The following is a 20,889-nucleotide window of genomic DNA, read 5'->3' on the forward strand; positions in this document are numbered from 1 at the left end:
CCGGATTGGCTGAAACGGGGCTCGCCTACTGGCGCGCCACGATGAGGCGATTGCCCTGCACTTCGACGATCTCATGCTCGCCCGGCTGCGCGTCCTGGCCGCTCTGCAGTTCGACGTCCCATAGCGCGCCGCGGTACATCACGCGCGCGCGCCCACCATGCCACTGCGGCACGCTGACGCGCTGGCCGATGTCGAGGTTGATGCTCGGGTCATTTGCGGCCGGACGCCGGCCGCTGCGGGCAAAGCGCGTGCGGCGCAGAACCAGCGTGGCGGCAATGCCAATCGCCGCCGCAATCACCGTCTGCAGCGCGCCGCTCGCGCCCAGCCACGCAGCCAGTGCGCCGAACACGAGGCCCAGCGCCATCATCAAGAGGTAGAACGTGCCAATGAACAGCTCCGCGACGATCAATATGCCGGCTCCGATCAGCCAGTAGGTCCAGTCGGCCATGTGTGTCTCCTTTTTATTGTGGTGAAAAAAAACCCTCGCTACCCGGAATGGATAGCGAGGGCCTCGCGAGCACCGGGTGCCCGCCCTTGCTTACATCTTCGCCAGCTTCTGCCAGGTATCGATCACCGAGTCAGGATTGAGCGACATCGACTCGATGCCCTCTTCCACCAGCCACTGCGCGAAATCAGGATTGTCCGATGGACCCTGGCCGCAGATGCCGATGTACTTGCCCTTGGCGCGGCAGGCCTTGATCGCCATCGACAGCAGCGCCTTGACGGCCGGATCGCGCTCGTCGAAGTCCTTGGCCAGCAGCTCCATGCCGGAATCGCGGTCCAGGCCCAGCGTCAGCTGGGTCAGGTCGTTCGAACCGATCGAGAAGCCGTCGAAGAACTCGAGGAACTGCTCGGCCAGGATGGCGTTGGATGGCACTTCGCACATCATGATCAGGCGCAGGCCGTTCTCGCCGCGCACCAGGCCATTCTTGGCCAGCAGGTTCACGACTGCCTCGGCCTGGCCGAGCGTACGCACGAACGGGATCATCAGCTCGACGTTGGTCAGGCCCATCTCGTTACGCACGCGCTTCATGGCCGTGCACTCCATCGCGAACGATTCGGCGAAATCGTCGGCCAGGTAACGCGCCGCGCCGCGGAAGCCCAGCATCGGGTTTTCTTCGTCCGGCTCGTAGCGCGAACCGCCGATCAGCTTCTTGTACTCGTTCGACTTGAAGTCGGACAGGCGCACGATGACCGGCTTTGGCCAGAACGCGGCAGCGATCGTCGAGACACCTTCGACCAGCTTGTCGACGTAGAAGGCGCGTGGCGATGCGTGGCCACGGGCGACCGATTCGACGGCCTTTTTCAGGTCGGCGTCGATGTTCGGGTACTCGAGGATCGCCTTCGGGTGCACGCCGATATTGTTGTTGATGATGAACTCGACGCGCGCCAGGCCCACGCCGCTGTTCGGCACCGACTGGAAGTCGAACGCCAGTTGCGGGTTGCCGACGTTGAGCATGATCTTGGTCTTGATCGGTGGCAGTTCGCCACGCGCGACTTCGGTCACTTCGGTTTCGAGCAAGCCGTCATAGATCATGCCTTCGTCGCCTTCGGCGCACGAGACGGTGACCAGGGTGCCGTCCTTGAGGACGTCGGTCGCGTCGCCGCAACCGACGACGGCCGGCACGCCCAGCTCACGCGCGATGATCGCTGCGTGGCAGGTACGGCCACCACGGTTGGTGACGATCGCTGCGGCGCGCTTCATGACCGGTTCCCAGTTCGGATCGGTCATGTCGGCCACCAGCACGTCGCCCGGCTGGACGCGGTCCATTTCGGACGGGTCGGTGATAACGCGCACGCGGCCGGCGCCGATCTTCTGGCCGATCGCGCGGCCATGGGTCAGCACGGTGCCGGTGCCCTTGAGGTGGAAGCGCTGCTGCGCGTCGGTCGACTTCTGCTGCGACTTGACGGTCTCGGGACGCGCCTGCAGGATGTACAGCTTGCCGTCGCGGCCATCCTTGCCCCACTCGATGTCCATCGGACGGCCGTAGTGGTTTTCGATGATGACGGCGTACTTGGCCAGCTCGATGATTTCTTCTTCGACCAGCGAGTAGCGGTTGCGCATTTCGATCGGCACGTCGACGGTCTTGACCGAACGGCCGGCCTTGGCTTCGGCGGTGAATTCCATCTTGATCAGCTTGGAGCCGATATTGCGGCGGATAACGGCCGACTTGCCCATCTCGAGCATCGGCTTGTGGACATAGAATTCGTCCGGATTCACGGCGCCCTGTACAACGGTCTCGCCCAGGCCGTAGCTCGACGTGATGAAGACGACGTCCTTGAAGCCCGATTCGGTGTCGATGGTGAACATGACGCCGGCGGCACCGGTGTCCGAGCGCACCATGCGCTGCACGCCCGCCGACAGCGCGACCTCGGCGTGGGTGAAGCCCTTGTGCACGCGGTACGAGATCGCGCGGTCGTTGTACAGCGACGCGAAGACGTGCTTCATCGCCTCGAGCACGTTGTCGATGCCGACGACGTTCAGGAACGATTCCTGCTGGCCCGCGAACGACGCATCCGGCAAATCTTCGGCGGTGGCCGAAGAACGCACGGCGAACGAGACTTCGGTTTCCGAGTCGGCGAACAGGCGCTCGTAGAAATTGCGGATCTCTTGTTCGAGACGCGGCTGGAATGGCGTGGCGACGATCCATTCGCGGATCTCGGCGCCGGCGACGGCCAGCGAGCGCACGTCGTCGATGTCGAGATTGTCGAGGCGGCGCGCAATGCGTTCGCCAAGCGACGCGCCGCCGTCGATGCTGTGATCGAGGAAGTCGCGGAACGCATCGGCCGTGGTGGCAAAGCCGGTCGGCACGCGCACGCCGGCGCCGGCCAGTTGGCTGATCATTTCGCCGAGGGACGCATTCTTGCCGCCGACCGACTCGACGTCGGTCATGCGCAAGTCTTCGAACGATGCGACGTAGACGCGGTCGGCCTGCCCCGGTTGGATCGCTGCAGTAGCTGGATTGGTCATGATAAAAAACACCTTACTTGATGATGGAAACCTGTGGGCGCATCGGTGCAGGGCGGGGGCGCGATTCGCGTATTCTTGTTATTCTGGCCCGCGTGCAGCACAATGCAAAATCCGTTGCCGAGCATTCTACCCCGCAAGACGGGGATGTGCAGCGCACTTTACATGCAACTCTGTCAGCAAAGCTTAACAAACCGACCATGATCGACGATCCCCAGTCCCTGCCCGCACTGGCGCCGGCCCCTTCCCGCACCGTGTTCTTCGTCTCCGACGGCACCGGCATCACTGCGGAGACGTTCGGTCACGCGGTCCTGAGCCAGTTCGAGATGCGCTTCCGGCAGATCCGCCTGCCCTTCATCGACTCCATCGAAAAAGCGCACGACGCCGCGCGCCGCATCAACGACAGCTTCGCGCTGCATGGCCAGCGCCCGATCGTGTTCTCGACCCTGGTCAAGCACGACCTGTCGAGCGTGATCCGCTCGGCCAAGGGCATGCACATGGACCTGTTCCAGACGTTCGTCGCCCCGCTTGAGCAAGAGCTGGACGTCAAGTCGACGCACACGATCGGCCGCATCCACAACGCGGTCGACAGTGAAGAATACAAGAACCGCATCGAGGCCATCAACTTCTCGCTGGCGCACGACGACGGCCAGTCGCACAAGAACCTGGCCGATGCCGATGTCATTCTGGTTGGGGTGTCACGCTCGGGCAAGACGCCAACGAGCCTGTACCTGGCGATGCAATACGGCCTGAAAGCCGCCAACTACCCATTGATCCCGGACGACTTCGAACGCGGCCGCCTGCCGAGCAACCTGCCGCCGTACAAGGCCAAGCTGTTCGGCCTGACGATCACGCCCGAACGGCTCTCGCAAATCCGCAACGAACGCCGCGCCGGCAGTAAATACGCGTCCATCGAAAACTGCCGCTACGAAGTCAACGAAGCCGAACTCCTGATGCGCCGCGAAGGCATCCGCTGGCTGTCGTCAACGACAAAATCCATCGAAGAAATCGCGACAACGATCCTCCAAGAAATCGCCCCCGACCGCCGCGAATACTGAACAATTAGGGTCAGAGTCGAATTATTGAGCAATTTCTTTTCATCCAGGCGGTTTCAGGCCGGGATGACATCAACTTGCCCAAAAACCCTTGAAACCCAATTAGGGTCAGAGTCGAATTGTTTGACAACTTTTTAAAGCAGAGCGGCCTCAATAAGATGAGGCCGCTATTTTTATGAGAAATTGCTCAATAAATCGACTCTAACCCTAATTGCAGATTAATTGGCTAGAGACTAAGAATTGGCATGTAAGACCTTGGGTCACCTATCTGATGTCCCGCTCGAGACTTAAAGGCACAACAGCTATTGAGGAAGGGAATATACATTAGGCCCGGCACTCAAACTGGAGCACGCCGGCAATAAATAATGAGGGTCAGAGTCGAATTGTTTGACAACTTTCTTGAATTAAACAGCCTCAATTAGATGAGGCTGTTTAATTGAAGATAAATTGCCCAACAATTCTACTCTGACCCTAATTATTAACACTTCAAAAAAAGAAATTGCCCAACAATTCTACTCTGACCCTAATTGTTGGGCTATTGCGTGGGGGTTAGAAGTATTGGCGCCAGTCGCTTAGCCAGGCGGGGAAGGCCGTGGCGGGCATGGGGTTGGCGATGTGGTAGCCCTGCGCGTAGGTGCAGCCGAGGGCTTGCAGGAAGTCCCAGTCGCGGCGGGTTTCGACGCCGACGGCGACCGATTTGCGGTCCAGGCTGTGGGCCAGGCTCAGGCAGGAGCGCAGCAGCGTACTCAGCGGCAGGCGGCGTGAGGCGCCGTCGACGAAGCTGCGGTCGATCTTCAGTTCGGTGAACGGGATGCGCGCCAGCAGCTGCAGGTTTGAGCGGCCGGTGCCGTAGTCGTCGATGGCGAGGCCAAAGCCCATCATCCGCAGCCGGACCAGGCGCTCGATGAAGTCGGGGTCCGTGTTCAGCACCGACGATTCCGAGATCTCGAATGTCACGTCGGTCGCGGCGACCCCGTGGCGCTCCAGGCACGCCGACATCTGGCGCACGAACGCGGGATGGGCCAGCGTTTCGGACGCGATGTTCAGCGAGATCGGGATCGCGATGTCCTGGTCCTGCAGCCAGCGCTGGCGCTCGACCGACAACTCGATCATGCTCCAGTCGAGGAAGTCGATGCGGCCGCTCTCGCCCAGCGCATCGACGAACGAGGCTGGCCCCAGCACGCCATGCTCCGGATGATTCCAGCGTGCGAAGACTTCAAGGCCTTTGACCTGCCCCGTCGCCAGCTCGATCTTGGGCTGAAAGTACGGCTCGAACTGGCGCTTTTGCAGGCCGATGCCCACTTGCTGGAACGTGAAACGGGGCTCGGCTGGCACTTGAGTGAAACGCGGCAGCGGCGTGTAGTTCTCGAGCACCGGCTTCAGGCTCACTGCGCTGACTGGTCGGGCGATCGCGCCGAGCAGCTCGATGCCGAAGGCTTCGGCCAGCGTCTCCACGGAAAACAGCAGATCGGCCGGCTGCGCGCCCGTCACGATCAGGCGCGCGGCGCACTGGATCTCGCCCAGGCGCCGCAGCAGCGTCAAGCCGTCCATGCCAGGCAGGTCGAGGTCGATCAGCGCGACGTTGACGCGGGGCGTGGCCCCGGCGTCCAGCGCCTGCAGCGCAGCGGGGCCGTCGGCGACGTCGGTGACCTGGCCGGCGCCGAGTTGGCCAAGCAAGGCCACCAGCGCCCGGCGCTCGGAAAGGTCGGCTTGCGCCACCAGAAAATGCAAATGCGCGATATCCATCGTTACTCCACGTTACAAGCCGCTAGCCTACTGGATGGCGCTGGCGCCGTCTATGCCTGCAATGCCTGCTGCTGGCGCAGGCCTTCAAAGAAGCACACGGCGGCGCAGGCCGCGACATTGAGCGACTCCACCTGCCCCAGATGCGGCACCGCGACGCGGTGCGTGGCCAGGCCCAGCACCTCGGTCGAGACGCCCTGCCCTTCGTGCCCCAGCACCCACGCCACAGGTAGCCGCAGGTCCAGCGTGTACAGCCCTTCGGCCGCATAGCCGCTGGTGGCCAGCACCGGCACCTGCGCCGTGCGCACCAGGTCCGGCAGCTCGACATGCTCGAAAATCTCGAGCACGAAGTGCGCGCCCATCGCCGCGCGCAGCACCTTCGGCGACCAGCAGAAGGCGGTGCCGGGGCTGCAATATACCTGCCTGATGCCGGCAGCAGCGGCGCTGCGCAGGATCGAGCCGACGTTGCCCGGGTCCTGCACGCCATCGAGCAGCACGCTGGCCATCACCAGCGCCGGCGCCGTCGCCGGTTGCGGCGTATCGATCACGAACAGCAGATGCACGCCATGCTCGACCTGGCTGACGGCGTTGAACAGCGCATCGGGCAGCGCCGTCACCGGAGCGTTCACGGCGCCGCAGCGCGCCACGATGGCCTGCACTTCGGGATTGCCCAGCGCGCCCTCGGACACCACGCAGTGGCGCGGCGCACCGCGCAGGTCGAGCCAGGTCTGGCACAGGTGCACGCCGTCGAGCAGGCTATGGCCGGCCTTGCGCCGCGCCTGCGAGCTGGTGGCGAGCCCCTTGATCTCTTTATAAAACGCGTTATCGCGCGAGGTGATGGTCTTCATGCGCTCACCCCATTGCCAGCCATGGCGCCAAACAGGTCGGTCTGCAGCATCCCGCGAACGGGCGCGAACGAGCGGCGGTGCGCCGGCGACGGCCCGTGCGCGCCCAGGCGCTCCAGGTGCAGCGCCGTGCCGTAGCCCTTGTGCTGATCGAAGCCGTATTGCGGATACTGTTCGTGCAGCCGCACCAGCGCCGCGTCGCGCGCGGTCTTGGCCAGGATCGACGCGGCCGAAATCGCATTGACCTTGTCATCGCCCTTGACGATCGCGTGCGCGCGCACCGTCAGCTCGGGACAGCGGTTGCCGTCGATGAGCGCGATGGTCGGCGCATGCTGCAACGCCTCCACGGCGCGGCGCATCGCCAGCATGGTCGCCTGCAGGATGTTGATGCTGTCGATTTCTTCGCACGAGCATTCGGCCACTGCCCAGGCCAGCGCTTGCTCGCGGATCAGCGGCGCGAGTTCGTCGCGCCGCGCGGCAGTCAGCTTTTTTGAATCGCGCAGGCCATCGATCGGACGGCGCGGATCGAGGATAACGGCGGCCGCGAACACGGGCCCTGCCAGCGGGCCGCGGCCCGCTTCATCGACGCCGCACACGATGTCCAGTGCGGTGAACGGCCGGCCCCTGGTGGGCAGGCCGGGATACAGATTGATTCTGGTTTTTGTCATCTACGTGGTGCGGGCGCCGTGCGCCCGATAATCTGCAGCACCGCCTGTGCGCTCTCTTCGGCGCTGTTGCGCAGCAGGCTGTGGTGCATGTCGAGGAAGCGCTGCGCCAGGCGCTCGCGCCCTGCCGTGTCTTCCAGCTGGCGCCAGACAGCGTCGGCCATTGCTTCGGGCGTGGCCGCATGCTGCAGCAGCTCGGGCACGACGAATTCGCGCGCCAGGATGTTCGGCAGGCCGATCCACGGCTGGTAACCCATGTGCCGCATGATTTCCCAAGAGGCGCGCATCACTTTGTAGGCGATGACCATCGGTTTCTTGAATAGCGCCACTTCCAGCGTGGCCGTGCCGGAGGCGACCAGCACCGCATCGGCGGCGGCAATCGCCGTGTGCGAGCCTTCGGCAGTCACCATCAACTCCACGCCCTGCAGGCCGGCGGCGGTGACGATCTGGTCGAAATACGCCCGCTGGCGCTCGCCGACCATTGGCACGACAAAGCGCAAGCCCGGATCGCGCGCCGCCAGCAGCTGCACGGCGCGCACGAACGGCTCGGCAAGGTATTTCAGTTCGCCCATGCGGCTGCCCGGCATGACGGTGACGACGCGCGCATCATCTGGTAACCCCATTGCGCGGCGCGCACCGGCCACGTCGGGCGCCAGCGGAATCGTCTCGGCCAGCGGGTGCCCGATATACGTCACCGGCACGCCCGCAGCGCGGTAGATCGCTTCTTCGAACGGGAAGATCACGAGCATGTGCGACACGGCGCGCTGGATCTTCTTGATGCGGCCACCGCGCCAGGCCCAGATCTGCGGCCCGATGAAGTGCACCGTCGGAATGCCAGCGGCGCGCAACTGCTCTTCGAGCCCCAGGTTGAAGCCAGGATAGTCGGCGCCGATGAAAGCGGCCGGCCGTTCCGCGATCAGCCGGTCGCGCAGGCGGCTCTGGATACCCTTGAGTTCACGGTAGCGGGGAATGACTTCGAACAGGCCGCGCACCGTCAGCAGGTCCATCGGGACGTCGCTGACCATGCCCTGCTCGATCATGCGCGGCCCGCCGATGCCGTGGAAGCGCGCTTCCGGCAGGTGCGGGCGCAGCCCGGCCAGCAGGCGCGCCGCCAGCATGTCGCCGGACGCCTCGCCCGCCACCAGGGCCAACGACAGGTCGCTGGCCGCGGCGGACGGCACGCCGTCAGCGAACGATGCCACGGCTCGCGGTGCCGAGGAAATCGCGCAGCAGGCGAATGTCGTTTGCCGCTGCCGGCAGGCGTTCTTCTTCAGCCTGCAGCGCGGCTTTCGATTCTTCGAGCGTCAGGCCATTCCGGTACAGCAGCTTGTAGGCGCTGCGGATGCCATCGAGCTGCTCGCGCGTGAAGCCGCGGCGCTTGAGGCCTTCGAGGTTGACACCGCGCGCACCGGCCGGATTGCCCGACACCAGCACGTACGGCGGCACGTCCTGCGTCAGGCTCGTGTACATGCCGATGAACGCGTGGGCGCCGATCTTGCAGAACTGGTGCACGCCGACGAAACCGGACAGGATCGCCCAGTCGCCCACGTGCACGTGGCCCGCCAGTTGCGCGTTGTTCGAGAAAATCGTGTTACTGCCGACCTGGCAATCGTGCGCGAGGTGGACGTAGGCCGAAATCCAGTTGTCGTTGCCCAGGCGCGTGACACCTTCATCCTGCACCGTGCCCAGGTTGAAGCTGACGAATTCGCGCACCGTGTTGCGGTCGCCCACTTCCAGCCGGGTCGGCTCGCCCTGCCACTTCTTGTCCTGTGGCGCAGCGCCAATGGAGCAGAACTGGAAGAACTTGTTGTCCTTGCCGATCGTCGTGTGGCCGTCGATGACGACGTGCGGCCCGATGACGGTACCGGCATCGATGCGCACGTTCGGTCCGACGATCGAGTAGGCCCCGACTTCGACCGAGCTGTCGAGCTGCGCCTGCGGATCGACGATCGCGGTTGGATGAATCTTGCTCATCACGTCTCCTTACTCGGGCGTGGATGCAGCCGGTGCCGCCTCGGCGCCTTTCATCGGCGCTTCGGCGGCGCCCCGGATCGTGCACATCAAGTCGCCTTCGACGGCGACCTTGCCGTCGACCGTGGCCACGGCCTTGTACTTCCAGATGCCGCGCGAGACGCGCACGATTTCCACTTCCATGCGCAGTTGGTCGCCCGGCTCCACCGGCCGCTTGAAGCGCGCATTGTCGATGCCGACGAAGTACACGACCGAGTTCTCGTCCGGCTTGACGCCCATCGTCATGAACGACAGGATGGCCGCGGTTTGCGCCATCGCTTCGATCATCAACACGCCCGGCATCACCGGCTTGTGCGGGAAGTGGCCGTTGAAGAATTCTTCGTTGATGGTGACGTTCTTGATCGCGACGATGCGCTTGCCCAGTTCGACGTCCAGCACGCGGTCAACCAGCAGCAGCGGATAGCGGTGCGGCAGGTATTGTTTGATCTGATTGATGTCGAGGGTGGTGAGTTCTGGCGTAGTCATTGTTGTTGTTCTGTGAGGGTTTTGATGGTTTTCTCGAGCGCGCGCAGTTTTTCGCGCATCGAGCCCAGGTTGCGCACGATCGCTGCGCTGCGTTCCCATTCGGCGTTCTTGGCCAGCGGGTAAAAGCCCGTGTACTGGCCCGGCTGGAGCACCGAGCGCGATACCATGCTACCCGATGAGATATGCACGTTATCGGCGATCTCGAGGTGGCCCAGCACCATGGCGGCGCCGCCAAACGTGCAGCGGCTGCCGATCTTGGCGCTGCCGGCCACGCCGACGCAGCCGGCCATCGCGGTGTGCGCGCCGATGCGGGTGTTGTGGCCGATCTGGATCTGGTTATCGAGCTTGACGCCGTCTTCGATGATCGTGTCTTCGAGCGCGCCGCGGTCGATCGTCGTGTTGGCGCCGATGTCGACGTCGTCGCCGATCAGCACGCGGCCGGTCTGTGGAATCTTGATGTACACGCCGCCTTCGTTGGCAAACCCGAAGCCGTCGGTGCCAATCACGGCGCCCGAATGCAGAATGCCCCGCTTGCCGATCTCGCAGCCGGCGTGGAACGTCACGTTCGCGAACAGGTGCGTGCCTTCGCCGATGACGGCGTTGCGCCCGACGTAGCAGCCGGCGTCGATCACGGCCTGCGCCTGAATGACTGCGCCTTCATCGATCGTCACGTGCGGCCCGATGTGGGCGCTTGGGTCAATCACGGCGCTGTCGGCAACGACGGCGCTCGGGTGTACGCCCGCAGCCGGCACATGGTCGGTCAGCGATGCAAAATACTGCGCCGCGCGGGCGAAGTATGCGTAAGGGTTGGTGGTGACGATGCGCGCGCCTTCATAGGTCGCGGCCACCGTCGGGTCGTCCAGCGGCGACAGGATCAGGGCCGCGGCCCCGCTTTGCGCCGCCAGTGCGCGCAGCTTGCTGTTGGAGAGGAAGCTGATGTGCGAAGCGCCGGCCGTGTCCAGGGGGGCAATCGCCGTAACCTCGAGGTTCGGGTCGCCCACCAGCTGTCCGCCGAAGCGCTCGACCAAATCGCCTAGTCGAATGCCCATCTCGGTCTTTCAGTGTGAGTCAAAATCGGTAAAGCAGAAAAACACTGCCAACAAGCTTACTTGTCGAGCAGCTTGAGGATCTTGTCGGTGATGTCCACGCGTGGATTCACCCATGCCGCTTCGACCAGCACCGCGTCAAGCTTTTCGGCTTCGGCATACTGCTCCACGAGCTTGTAGGCCTTCTGCGCGATTGCGGCGCGTTCTTCGTTCTTGCGCTGCTGCAGGTCTTCCTGGAACTCGCGCTGCATGCGTTCGACGTCTTTCTGCATGTTGAACAGCTCGCGCGCGCGGCGCGTGCGTTCCAGCTCGGCCAGGCTACTCCCTTCGGCATCGAACTTCTCGGATGCGCCCTTGAACTTGCCGACCATCTCTTCGACGGCTTTCTGACGCTTGGAGAATTCGGCCGCCAGCTTGGCGTCGGCCGCCTTGGCCATCTTGGAGTCGGTCATCAGGCGCTCGGTGTAGACAAAGCCGATGCGGCCCGTCGCCACCTGCGCCTGCGCCTGCGCCAGCGGCGACGCGCACACCGCGGCCAGCAGCAAGGCTGGCGCCACGGTGGGCTTGAAGCCGTCAGGCAGCGAGGCAATCAGATTTTTCAACATAAAGTCTCTCGCAATCGTTCTTCAGGACGCAGTGGGCCGGTCAGAAGCCAGTACCCATCTGGAACTGGAAGCGCTCCAGGCGGTCGCCCGGCAGCGAATTCAGCGGTTTAGCATAACTCAACTTGAGCGGACCGACCGGGGAAATCCAGGACAGACCGATACCGGCCGAGTAGCGGAACTCGCCGACGCGGATCTTCGCGTCCTCCTGGAACACCTGGCCGCCGTCGGCGAAGGTGAACCAGCGCAGGCTGCGGTCGGTGCCGCTGCCCGGGAACGGGAACTGCAGTTCAGCGTTGACGATGATGCGTTTCGAGCCGCCGATCGCATCGTAGTAACGCTGGTCGACCACGCCCAGCGACGAGCTTTCGTAGCCGCGCACCGAACCGATGCCGCCGGCATAGAAGTTCTTGAAGACCGGGTAAGCGCTGCCGCCGATGCCCTTGCCGTAATCGAACTCGCCGCGCAGGGCCAGCGTCATCCAGCGCGTAACCGGCTTCCACCACTGGTGTTCGTACACGAGGCGGTAGTACTTGGCGTCGCCGATCGCATCGACTTCGAAGTTGGCGCGCTGGAAGCGGCCGCGGCTCGGGGTCACGGCGCTGTCGCGCGTGTCGCGGCCCCACGCCACTGTCAATGGAATCGCGTTGGTGGTGGCCGAACCGACACCGCTGGCCGGGCCGCCGTTCTGGCGCACGAACGTCTGATAAATGGTCGGAGACGATTCGTCCGTTTCCAGTTCGGTGCGTTCCAGGCCCGCACCGAAGTAGACGGTATCGGACTCGGAGAACGGCACGCCGAAGGTCATGTTGCCGCCGGTCTGACGCACCGTGTACGAACCGACGTTCAGCGCCGGTGGGCGCGACGTGCGCAGGTACAGCGAGAATGCGCGCGAGACGCCATCATCGGTGAAGTACGGATTGGTCTGCGAGAACGCGATCGTCCGGTTGTACTTGCTGGTATTGAGTTCGATGCCGACCGTGTTGCCGCTACCGGCGAAGTTGGCCTGCGAGATCGACGCGGTGAACGTGAACTTCTCGGACTGCGAGAAGGCGCCGCCGATCATGAAGTTACCGGTCGGTTTTTCTTCGACGGCGATGTTCACGTCGACCTGGTCGGACGTGCCTGGCGACTCTGGTGTTTCGACCTTGACGTCCTTGAAGTAGCCGAGACGGTCGACGCGGTCACGCGAGAGCTTGACGCGGTTGGCGTCGTACCACGAGCTCTCGAACTGGCGGAATTCGCGCCGGATGACTTCATCGCGGGTCACCGTGTTGCCGGAAATATTCATGTGGCGCACGTAGGCGCGCTTGCCCGGATCGACGAAGAACGTGAAGGCCACTTCGCGCTTTTCGCGGTTCAGTTCAGGGTTGGCCGTGACGTTGGCGAACGCGTAGCCGAAGGTGCCGAGGCGATCGGAGATCAGCTTGTTGGTGCCCTCTTGCAGGTCGCCCACGTAGGTCTTGCCCGGCTGGAGCAGGATCAGCTGCTTGAGCTCTTCTTCGCGGCCGAACATTTCGCCTTCGAGCTTGACGCTCGAGACGGTGTACTGCTCGCCTTCGGTGATGTTGAGCGTCAGGTAGATGTCGCGTTTATCGGGCGTGATCGACACTTGCGTCGATTCGACGTTGGCTTCGAGGTAGCCGTGATTCAGGTACCACGACTTGATCTTTTCCAGGTCGCCGGTCAGCTTCTGCTTGGAGTACTGGTCGGCCTTCGAGTACCAGGTGAACCAGCCCGACGGGCGCAGTTCGAGCAACTGGCGCAGCTCTTTGTCGCTGAACGCCTTGTTGCCGATGATGTTGATGCCCTTGATCTTGGCGACATCGCCTTCGTCCACGTTGAACATGATCGTCACGCGGTTGCGTTCGATCGGGGTCACCGTGGTGGTGATCTTGACGCCGTACAGGCCATGCGACAGGTACTGGCGCTTGAGTTCCTGCTCGGCGCGGTCGACTGACGCCTTGTCGAAGATCTTGGTCTGGGCCACGCCGATTTCGGACAGCGCCTTGACCAGCATGTCTTTTTCGAATTCCTTGGTACCCGTGAAGTCGACCGACGAAATCGCCGGACGCTCTTCGACCAGCACGACCAGCACGCCGTTTTCTTCTTCGAGGCGGATGTCCTTGAAGAAGCCGGTTGCGTACAACGCCTTGATCGCGCTCGAGGCCTTGACGTCGTCGAAGGTTTCGCCCACGCGCACCGGCAGGTAGCTGAACACGGTGCCTGCCTCGGTACGCTGGATGCCCTCGACCCGGATGTCCTTGACGACGAACGGGTTGACGGCCATGGCATTATTTGCGTACAGCGTGGCGCACAGCGCCACGACGGCGGAGCCGATCAGGCTGCGGCGAATGAACGGCAAGGCGAAACGATCTTGTTGTGATTTCATTGGCTGGATCAAAGGGTCACTCATTTGGACAACGATTGCTTGGTGATTTGACTGGGCTCCCGGGGAGCGAACCGCGGGCGGCTAGAGTAAGCGTCCCAGGTCGTTGAAGACGGCGAGCGCCATCAGCATGAACAGCAGGCCGACCCCGGCGCGCTGTGCGAACTCGACGACGCGCACAGAAACAGGACGCCCGGTCAAAACTTCCAGCGAATAATACAGTAAATGGCCACCATCCAGAACGGGAATTGGTAACAAATTCATGACGCCTAAGCTGATACTAATAAAGGCAATAAACTGTAAATAGCTGACGAGCCCAATGCGGGCGGTCTGTCCGGCGTAATCGGCGATCGTGATGGGACCGGTCACATTTTTCAATGACGCTTCGCCGGTAATCATCTTGCCGATCATTTTCAGCGTCATCGTGGACGTTTCCCAGGTGCGCTCGGCACCGCGCGCGATGGCGTCGAACGGGCCGGAGGATACAGTCACCATCTCGGGCGCCTGCGCCACCATCGCCTTGATCACGCCGCGGCCGTTGGCGTCCGCCTCGGGCGTGAGCGACAGCGTGACGGGCGCGCCGCCGCGCTGGACCTCGACCTGCAGCGCGCGGCCCGGCGCGGCGCGCACCGCCTCAATGAAGGCGATGCCATCCACCACCGGCGCACCGTTCAGGCGCTGCACGAGGTCACCGGCCTGCAGACCAGCGCGCTGCCCTGCCCCGTCGGCGATCACCTTGTCGATGCGCGGCTGCGGGCGCCATAAGTCCAGGCCCAGCGTGGCCATCACGTCGCTGTCGACATCGAGCTTGCCGATGACGGACGCGGGCAGCACCACGGTGTATGTGCTGCCACTCGTGCCGCTGCCCGTGCTGCGCAGATCCAGGCGCGCGTCGGTCTTGTCGACCGCCGCGTGCATGATCTGCCAGCGCAATTCGGACCACGAGCGCACGGCGCTGCCATTGACGGCAACCACGGTCTCGCCGCCGCGCACGCCGGCGCGGTAGGCGTCCGTCGTTTCGGCCACGGCGCGCAGGCGCGCCGACGGCTCGTCCACGCCATGCATGAAGAGTGCGGCCATCAGGACGATCGCCAGCGCGAAGTTCGACAGCGGGCCGGCGGCGACGATGGCAATGCGCTTCCAGACATTCTGGCGCGTGAATTCACGCGACAGCTCGCTCTTGTCGATCGGGCCGGCGTCGGGATCGCGGCTGTCGAGGAACTTGACGTAGCCGCCCAGCGGCAGCAGCGACACCGCCCACTCGGTCTGGTCGCGCCCGAAGCGGCGCGACCAGACGACGCGCCCCATGCCGATCGAAAAACGCAGCACCTTCACGCCGCAGGCACGCGCCACCAGGTAGTGACCCAGCTCGTGGATCACGATCAGGGGGCCAAGCGCCAGCGCGAACGCCAGCACGGTGTAAAGCAGGGTCATTGGGCGGTATCCGTCAATCAGTGCAGGCTGGCGACCGCATGCGCCGCGGCCTCGCGGGCACGCGCATCCTGGGCCAGCACGGCCTCGATCGACGGCGCCGGGCCGTGCTCGACGGCGTCGAGTGCATGGCGGATGACGCGGTCGATATCGCGAAAACCAATGCGGCGTTCGAGGAACGCGTCCACCGCTACTTCATTGGCAGCGTTGAGCAGTGCCGGGGCCGTGCCGCCGGCGCGCAGCGCGTCGAAGGCCAAAGCCAGGCACGGGAAGCGCGTGAAATCGGGCGGGAAGAACTGCAGCGCCGCCATCTGCGTCAGGTCGAGCTGGGACACGCCCGATGCGATCCGGTCCGGGTATGCCAGCGCGTGCGCGATCGGGGTGCGCATGTCCGGGTTGCCCAGTTGCGCCAGCACCGAACCGTCGACGTACGACACCATCGAGTGGATCACGCTTTGCGGGTGGATCACGACCTCGATCTGGTCGGCCGGCGCGCCGAACAGCCAGTGGGCTTCGATCACTTCGAGGCCCTTGTTCATCATGGTCGCCGAATCCACCGAGATCTTGCGGCCCATGACCCAGTTCGGGTGCTTGCAGGCTTCGTCCGGGGTCACGTCGCCGAGCGTCTCGACGGCGCGGTTCAGGAACGGCCCGCCCGATGCGGTGAGCAGAATCTTGGCCACGCCGGCCGCTGCCGGCACGCGGCCGAAAGCAGCAGGCAGCGACTGGAAGATGGCATTGTGTTCGCTGTCGATCGGCAGCAGCGTGGCGTTGTGCTCGCGCACGGCGTCCATGAACAGCTGGCCGGACATGACCAGCGCTTCCTTGTTCGCCAGCAGAACCTTCTTGCCGGCGCGGGCCGCAGCCAGCGTTGGAGCCAGGCCGGCGGCGCCGACGATGGCGGCCATCACGGTGTCGGTGTCGGCGCTTGACGCGATATCGCACAGCGCCTGCTCGCCGTATTCGACACTGGTGGGCAGGTCAGCGATCAGCACCGCCAGCCGTGCGGCTGCGTCGGCGCTACCGACCACAGCGCGCGCGGGGCGGCAGCTGCGGCAGGCAGCGGCCAGTTCTTCGACGCGGGTATGGGCGCTCAGCGCGTACACCTGGTATTGCTCCGGATGGCGCGCCAGCACGTCGAGGGTCGAGGCGCCGATCGAGCCGGTGGCGCCCAGGATGGTAATGCGTTGCATGTGAACTTCCTTCTAGAGCCAGGTGGCGATCAGCGCCGCCAGTGGCAGGACCGGCACGAGTGCGTCGATCCGGTCCAGCACGCCGCCGTGGCCCGGCAGCAGGTTGCTGCTGTCCTTGGCGCCGGCGCGGCGTTTGAGCTGGGATTCGAACAGGTCGCCAACGACGCTGGCAACCACGATGAGGGCAATCACGGCGAACATGCCGAGCCAGCCCAGGCCCGCCTGCACGCGCACGGCGAACGTGCCGGCGAAGGCTTCGCCGCCGAACAGGACGGTGCAGGCGGCCAGCACCAGCGTGACGAGTCCGCCACCGATGGCGCCCTCCCACGATTTGCCCGGCGAGATGCTCGGCGCCAGCTTGCGCTTGCCAAAGGTCTTGCCGCACACATAGGCAAAGATGTCGGCGGCCCAGACGATCGCCAGCACCGACAGCAGCAGCACGGCCGAATAATTAAACAGGTACACGATGGCCACGAAACAGGCCACCAGCGAGATCGCGTACAGCAAGCTCAGCAAGGTATTGGGCGTGCTCGACAGCGGCGGCAGGCCGAACTTGAGCGTGGGGGCAAAGCGCAGCGCCCACAGCAGCACGCCGATGCCGAACCAGAAGGTTGGATTGCCCTGCTCGCGCACGAAGAACGCATAGGCAAAGGCCAGCGTCCAGGCGCCTGCAATCAAAATCGCGCTACGGGCGCCGGGATTGAACAAGCGAAAACATTCCCAGATCGCGGCGCCGAAAAAGACGCAGGCCACCACCGCAAACGCCGTGTAATTGTTGGAGTACAGAACCGGCAGCAGGACTGCCAGCAGGACGAGTGCGGTGAGAATCCGGGTCTTGAGCATTTAGTTGGTCTTCTTCGCTACTTGGGCGCCGGTCTGGCCAAAGCGCCGTTCGCGCTCCTGGTAGGAGCCAATCGCCTCGTCCAGCGCCTTTGGCGTGAAGTCAGGCCAGAAGGTGTCGGTAAAGTGCAGCTCGGCATATGCCAGCTGCCACAACAGGAAATTCGAAATGCGTTCTTCGCCGCCGGTGCGGATGAACAGGTCGGGCTCAGGCGCATACGCCATCGCCAGGTGCGGCGCCAGCATCTCCTCACTGAACTCGGTGACGCCGGGGTTGGCTTTCACCATCTTGCCGGTTGCCTGCATGATATCCCAGCGCCCGCCATAGTTCGCGCACACGGTGACCGTCAGGCGCGTGTTGCCGGCCGTGCGGCGCTCGGCATTGGCGATCATGTCTTGCAGCTTGGCATCGAAGCGGCTCAGGTCACCCACCACTTTCAGGCGGATATTATTGGCGTGCATCTTGGCGACTTCGCGCTCGAGCGCCGTCACGAACAGGCGCATCAGCAGCGAGACTTCGTCGGCCGGCCGGCGCCAGTTCTCGGACGAGAACGCGAACAGCGTCAGGTACTCGACGCCGCGCTCGACGCAGGCTTCGACCACACCGCGCACGGCTTCGACGCCCTTGACGTGGCCGGCCACGCGCGGCAGCAAGCGTTTGGTTGCCCAGCGGCCATTACCGTCCATGATGATGGCGATATGACGTGGCACGGCGGACGTGACGGGGACGGCGGTGGTCGAGCTTTTGAACATCATATTTCCATAAAACTGCGCCATGAAACTGCGCCATAAAACTTCGCCAGAGAACTAGGCTGCAGAATTGCACCTGGCATTGCGCAATTGGCCAATCATAAGGCACGCGGACCGGCCGCGGCAAGTTGCCGGGGCCGGTCCGCAGGAAAGCCCGGAGGCTTGCCGATGAAATGCCTGCTTACACCGTCAGGATTTCTTTTTCTTTCTCGCTCAGCAGCTTGTCGATGTCGGCCACGGCCTTGTCGGTCAGCTTCTGGATTTCGTCGGACGAACGGCGCTCGTCGTCTTCCGATGCGGTCTTGTCTTTGACCATTTTCTTCAGCGCTTCGTTGGCGTCGCGACGGATATTGCGCACCGCAATTTTCGCGTCTTCACCTTCGGACTTGGTCAGCTTGACCATTTCCTTGCGGCGCTCTTCGGTCAGCGGCGGGGTCGGCACACGGATCATTTCGCCCTGCGACGACGGGTTCAGACCCAGGTCGGCATCGCGGATGGCTTTTTCGATGGCTGCCAGCATCTTCTTTTCGAATGGCTGGACGCCAATCGTGCGGGCATCGACCAGCGTCAGGTTGGCGACCATCGGCAGCGCCGTTGGCGAACCGTAGTAGTCGACCGTGACGTGATCCAGAATGCCGGTGTGGGCGCGGCCGGTACGGACCTTGGCCAGATCGGCGCGCAGGGTTTCGATGGACTTGACCATGCGGTCTTGTGCGTTTTTCTTGACGTCAGCTAAGGACATGCTGCTCTCCTGTTGTTCAGTTAATTTAGACGTGGACCAGTGTACCTTCGTCTTCACCCATGATCACGCGCGTGAGCGCGCCGGGCTTGACGATGGAAAACACCTTGATCGGCAGTTTCTGGTCGCGGCACAGTGCGAACGCGGTGGCGTCCATCACTTGCAGGTGTTTCGAGATCGCTTCGTCGAACGTGATGCTCTCGTAGCGGGTCGCGCTTGGATCCTTGTTAGGATCGGCGCTGTAGACGCCGTCGACCTTGGTGGCTTTCAGGACGATCTCGGCCGAGATTTCGGCGCCGCGCAGGGCGGCAGCCGTGTCGGTCGTGAAGAACGGGTTGCCGGTACCGGCGGCAAACACGACGACCTTGCCTTCTTCCAGATATTGCAGCGCTTTCGGGCGCACGTACGGCTCGACGACCTGCTCGATGGCGATGGCCGACATGACGCGGGCGGTGATACCGACGTGACGCATCGCGTCCGCCAGTGCCAGCGCATTCATGACGGTGGCCAGCATGCCCATGTAGTCGGCGGTCGCGCGGTCCATGCCCTGGGCGCCGGGGGCGACACCGCGGAAGATGTTGCCACCGCCAATGACGACCGCGATCTGCACGCCCAGCTTGGCCACTTCGGCCACGTCGGCCACCATGCGTTCGATGGTGGCGCGGTTGATGCCGAACTGATCGTCGCCCATCAGTGCTTCGCCAGACAGTTTCAGAAGGACACGTTGGTAAGCTGGTTTTGTCATGATGAAGCGGCTCCTTTAAGATGGTTCTGTGGTTCGAATTCGGGGCTGACCGGCGCCTCGTGGGCGGGTCTCATCCGTGCCGGGACGGATGGGATTGTAAAGCGGGTACGGCTTGGGGCGCGCTACGCATGGCGTTTGGCTGCGTAGGGTGGACGGCTTTGCCGTCCACGCGGTGATCGTTGGCCGTGCACTCATCCGGAATGATAACGGAGACGCAATATTCATCCTGCAAAACTTACGTTCGGATACCAAACCAAACCCGCTCCGACCGCCGCCCCATCATCGTGCTGCCAACCACCACCGCGCGGACGGCGTAGCCACCTGCGCGGCCCGATCCACCCTACAAAAACGGGCCTCACGGCCCGTTTGTTTGATTACTGCTTGTTGGCAGCCATCTGTGCTGCGACTTCAGCTGCGAAGTCGTCGACCTTCTTCTCGATGCCCTCGCCCACCACGTACATGGTGAAGCCCTTGACGGTGGTGTTTGCCGCCTTGATCATCTGTTCGATCGACTGCTTGTCGTTCTTGACGAACGCCTGGTTCAGCAGCGAGACTTCTTTCAGGTACTTCTGCACCGAACCGTCGACGCGCTTGGCGACGATGTCAGCCGATTGTGGCTGCTTGCCTTCGGCGACGGCCTTGTCGGCATCTTCCTTGGCTTTCAGTTCAGCGACCGAACGCTCTTTTTCGATCATTTCTGCTGGAACTTGCTCCGACGACAGAGCGACTGGCTTCATGGCAGCGATGTGCATGGCCAGGTCCTTGCCGACTTGCTCGTCCGCACCTTCGAAATCGACGATCACGCCGATACGGGTGCCGTGCAGGTACGACGCCAGCTTGCCAGTGGTTTCGAAACGCTGGAAACGACGCACGGTCATGTTCTCGCCGATCTTGCCGATCAGGGCAGTACGGACGTCGTCGAAAGTACCGCCTTCGTGCGGCAGGGCTGCCAGTGCAGCGACGTCAGCCGGGTTGTTTTCGGCGACCAGGCGTGCTGCCAGGTTGACCATGGCCAGGAAATCGTCGTTCTTCGCGACGAAGTCGGTTTCGCTGTTGACTTCGACGAGCGCGCCGACGTTGCCCGAAATATAGGTAGCCACGACGCCTTCGGCAGTCACGCGTGCCGATGCCTTCGATGCCTTGCCGCCCAGCTTGACGCGCAGGATTTCTTCAGCACGACCCATGTCGCCGTCGGCTTCGGTCAGTGCTTTTTTGCATTCCATCATTGGTGCATCGGTCTTGGCGCGCAGTTCGCCAACCATTGCTGCAGTAATAGCTGCCATAGTGTGTTCTCCTAAATGTGTATCCAGGGGCGCAGTCCGCTCAAATTGTGCGTCCTGCAAGTATTTAGCTTAAAAAAAGGGGGGCTCGACAGTCCGGCG

Annotated in this window: 19 protein-coding genes; 1 reads left to right on the top strand and 18 read right to left on the bottom strand. The window is 63.4% G+C overall.

Annotation, left to right across the window (positions count from 1 at the left end; all coding sequences use genetic code 11):
* Positions 1-25: 25 nt before the first annotated feature.
* Both ACZ0AJ_RS09900 and ppsA read right to left on the bottom strand, forming a co-directional pair.
* The gene (locus ACZ0AJ_RS09900; protein WP_499454232.1) at positions 26-448 is read right to left on the bottom strand and encodes an NfeD family protein; all 423 of its coding nucleotides are present in this window, start codon (positions 446-448) and stop codon (positions 26-28) included.
* Between the two features lie 90 nt (positions 449-538).
* Positions 539-2,971, bottom strand: coding sequence for a phosphoenolpyruvate synthase (ppsA, locus tag ACZ0AJ_RS09905; protein WP_183552948.1), 2,433 nt, complete (start codon positions 2,969-2,971; stop codon positions 539-541).
* A 197-nt stretch (positions 2,972-3,168) separates the two neighbouring features.
* Here ppsA and ppsR point away from each other — a divergent pair, with 197 nt between their 5' ends.
* Positions 3,169-4,026 carry a posphoenolpyruvate synthetase regulatory kinase/phosphorylase PpsR gene (ppsR, locus tag ACZ0AJ_RS09910; protein ID WP_183552950.1) on the top strand — a complete coding sequence of 286 codons (858 nt, stop codon included), beginning with the start codon at positions 3,169-3,171 and terminating at the stop codon, positions 4,024-4,026.
* Between the two features lie 546 nt (positions 4,027-4,572).
* Here ppsR and ACZ0AJ_RS09915 read toward each other — a convergent pair.
* The 16 genes from ACZ0AJ_RS09915 to tsf all read right to left on the bottom strand — a co-directional run bounded on the left by ACZ0AJ_RS09915 (position 4,573) and on the right by tsf (position 20,790).
* Entirely contained in the window at positions 4,573-5,769 is a 1,197-nt protein-coding gene (locus ACZ0AJ_RS09915; RefSeq protein ID WP_499454234.1) for an EAL domain-containing response regulator, read from the bottom strand.
* 50 nt (positions 5,770-5,819) lie between these two features.
* Entirely contained in the window at positions 5,820-6,614 is a 795-nt protein-coding gene (locus tag ACZ0AJ_RS09920) for a TrmH family RNA methyltransferase (RefSeq protein WP_499454235.1), read from the bottom strand.
* Positions 6,611-7,279, bottom strand: a complete 669-nt coding sequence (gene rnhB, locus ACZ0AJ_RS09925) for a ribonuclease HII (protein ID WP_499454685.1) — start codon at positions 7,277-7,279, stop codon at positions 6,611-6,613. Before rnhB ends, ACZ0AJ_RS09920 begins: the two co-directional genes overlap by 4 nt.
* Entirely contained in the window at positions 7,276-8,478 is a 1,203-nt protein-coding gene (lpxB, locus tag ACZ0AJ_RS09930; RefSeq protein ID WP_499454236.1) for a lipid-A-disaccharide synthase, read from the bottom strand. The genes rnhB and lpxB overlap by 4 nt, the downstream gene beginning before the upstream one ends.
* Positions 8,462-9,250, bottom strand: a complete 789-nt coding sequence (gene lpxA, locus ACZ0AJ_RS09935; RefSeq protein WP_258834502.1) for an acyl-ACP--UDP-N-acetylglucosamine O-acyltransferase — start codon at positions 9,248-9,250, stop codon at positions 8,462-8,464. The genes lpxB and lpxA overlap by 17 nt, the downstream gene beginning before the upstream one ends.
* Positions 9,251-9,259: 9 nt before the next feature.
* Complete coding sequence (gene fabZ / locus ACZ0AJ_RS09940; protein ID WP_499454238.1) at positions 9,260-9,772, bottom strand: 3-hydroxyacyl-ACP dehydratase FabZ; 513 nt, start codon at positions 9,770-9,772, stop codon at positions 9,260-9,262.
* Positions 9,769-10,821, bottom strand: coding sequence for a UDP-3-O-(3-hydroxymyristoyl)glucosamine N-acyltransferase (gene lpxD / locus ACZ0AJ_RS09945; RefSeq protein ID WP_499454239.1), 1,053 nt, complete (start codon positions 10,819-10,821; stop codon positions 9,769-9,771). The genes fabZ and lpxD overlap by 4 nt, the downstream gene beginning before the upstream one ends.
* A gap of 56 nt (positions 10,822-10,877) precedes the next feature.
* Complete coding sequence (locus tag ACZ0AJ_RS09950; RefSeq protein ID WP_332531605.1) at positions 10,878-11,423, bottom strand: OmpH/Skp family outer membrane protein; 546 nt, start codon at positions 11,421-11,423, stop codon at positions 10,878-10,880.
* Positions 11,424-11,463: 40 nt separating this feature from the next.
* The gene (bamA, locus tag ACZ0AJ_RS09955; RefSeq protein ID WP_499454240.1) at positions 11,464-13,812 is read right to left on the bottom strand and encodes an outer membrane protein assembly factor BamA; all 2,349 of its coding nucleotides are present in this window, start codon (positions 13,810-13,812) and stop codon (positions 11,464-11,466) included.
* An 81-nt stretch (positions 13,813-13,893) separates the two neighbouring features.
* Complete coding sequence (rseP, locus tag ACZ0AJ_RS09960; protein ID WP_499454688.1) at positions 13,894-15,243, bottom strand: RIP metalloprotease RseP; 1,350 nt, start codon at positions 15,241-15,243, stop codon at positions 13,894-13,896.
* 17 nt (positions 15,244-15,260) lie between these two features.
* A complete protein-coding gene (gene ispC / locus ACZ0AJ_RS09965) occupies positions 15,261-16,433 on the bottom strand; it encodes a 1-deoxy-D-xylulose-5-phosphate reductoisomerase (protein ID WP_499454241.1) in 1,173 nt (390 codons plus the stop codon).
* Positions 16,434-16,445: 12 nt separating this feature from the next.
* Positions 16,446-17,276 (bottom strand): phosphatidate cytidylyltransferase, encoded by an 831-nt coding sequence (locus tag ACZ0AJ_RS09970; RefSeq protein ID WP_499454690.1) that lies wholly within the window; start codon positions 17,274-17,276, stop codon positions 16,446-16,448.
* Positions 17,277-18,029 carry a polyprenyl diphosphate synthase gene (uppS, locus tag ACZ0AJ_RS09975; RefSeq protein ID WP_332531600.1) on the bottom strand — a complete coding sequence of 251 codons (753 nt, stop codon included), beginning with the start codon at positions 18,027-18,029 and terminating at the stop codon, positions 17,277-17,279.
* A gap of 175 nt (positions 18,030-18,204) precedes the next feature.
* Positions 18,205-18,765, bottom strand: coding sequence for a ribosome recycling factor (frr, locus tag ACZ0AJ_RS09980; RefSeq protein ID WP_258834509.1), 561 nt, complete (start codon positions 18,763-18,765; stop codon positions 18,205-18,207).
* 25 nt (positions 18,766-18,790) lie between these two features.
* Entirely contained in the window at positions 18,791-19,507 is a 717-nt protein-coding gene (gene pyrH / locus ACZ0AJ_RS09985) for a UMP kinase (protein ID WP_499454244.1), read from the bottom strand.
* 374 nt (positions 19,508-19,881) lie between these two features.
* Positions 19,882-20,790, bottom strand: coding sequence for a translation elongation factor Ts (gene tsf / locus ACZ0AJ_RS09990; RefSeq protein ID WP_183552978.1), 909 nt, complete (start codon positions 20,788-20,790; stop codon positions 19,882-19,884).
* Positions 20,791-20,889: the final 99 nt, after the last annotated feature.

It is taken from the genome of Telluria sp. AC161, from assembly GCF_979258535.1.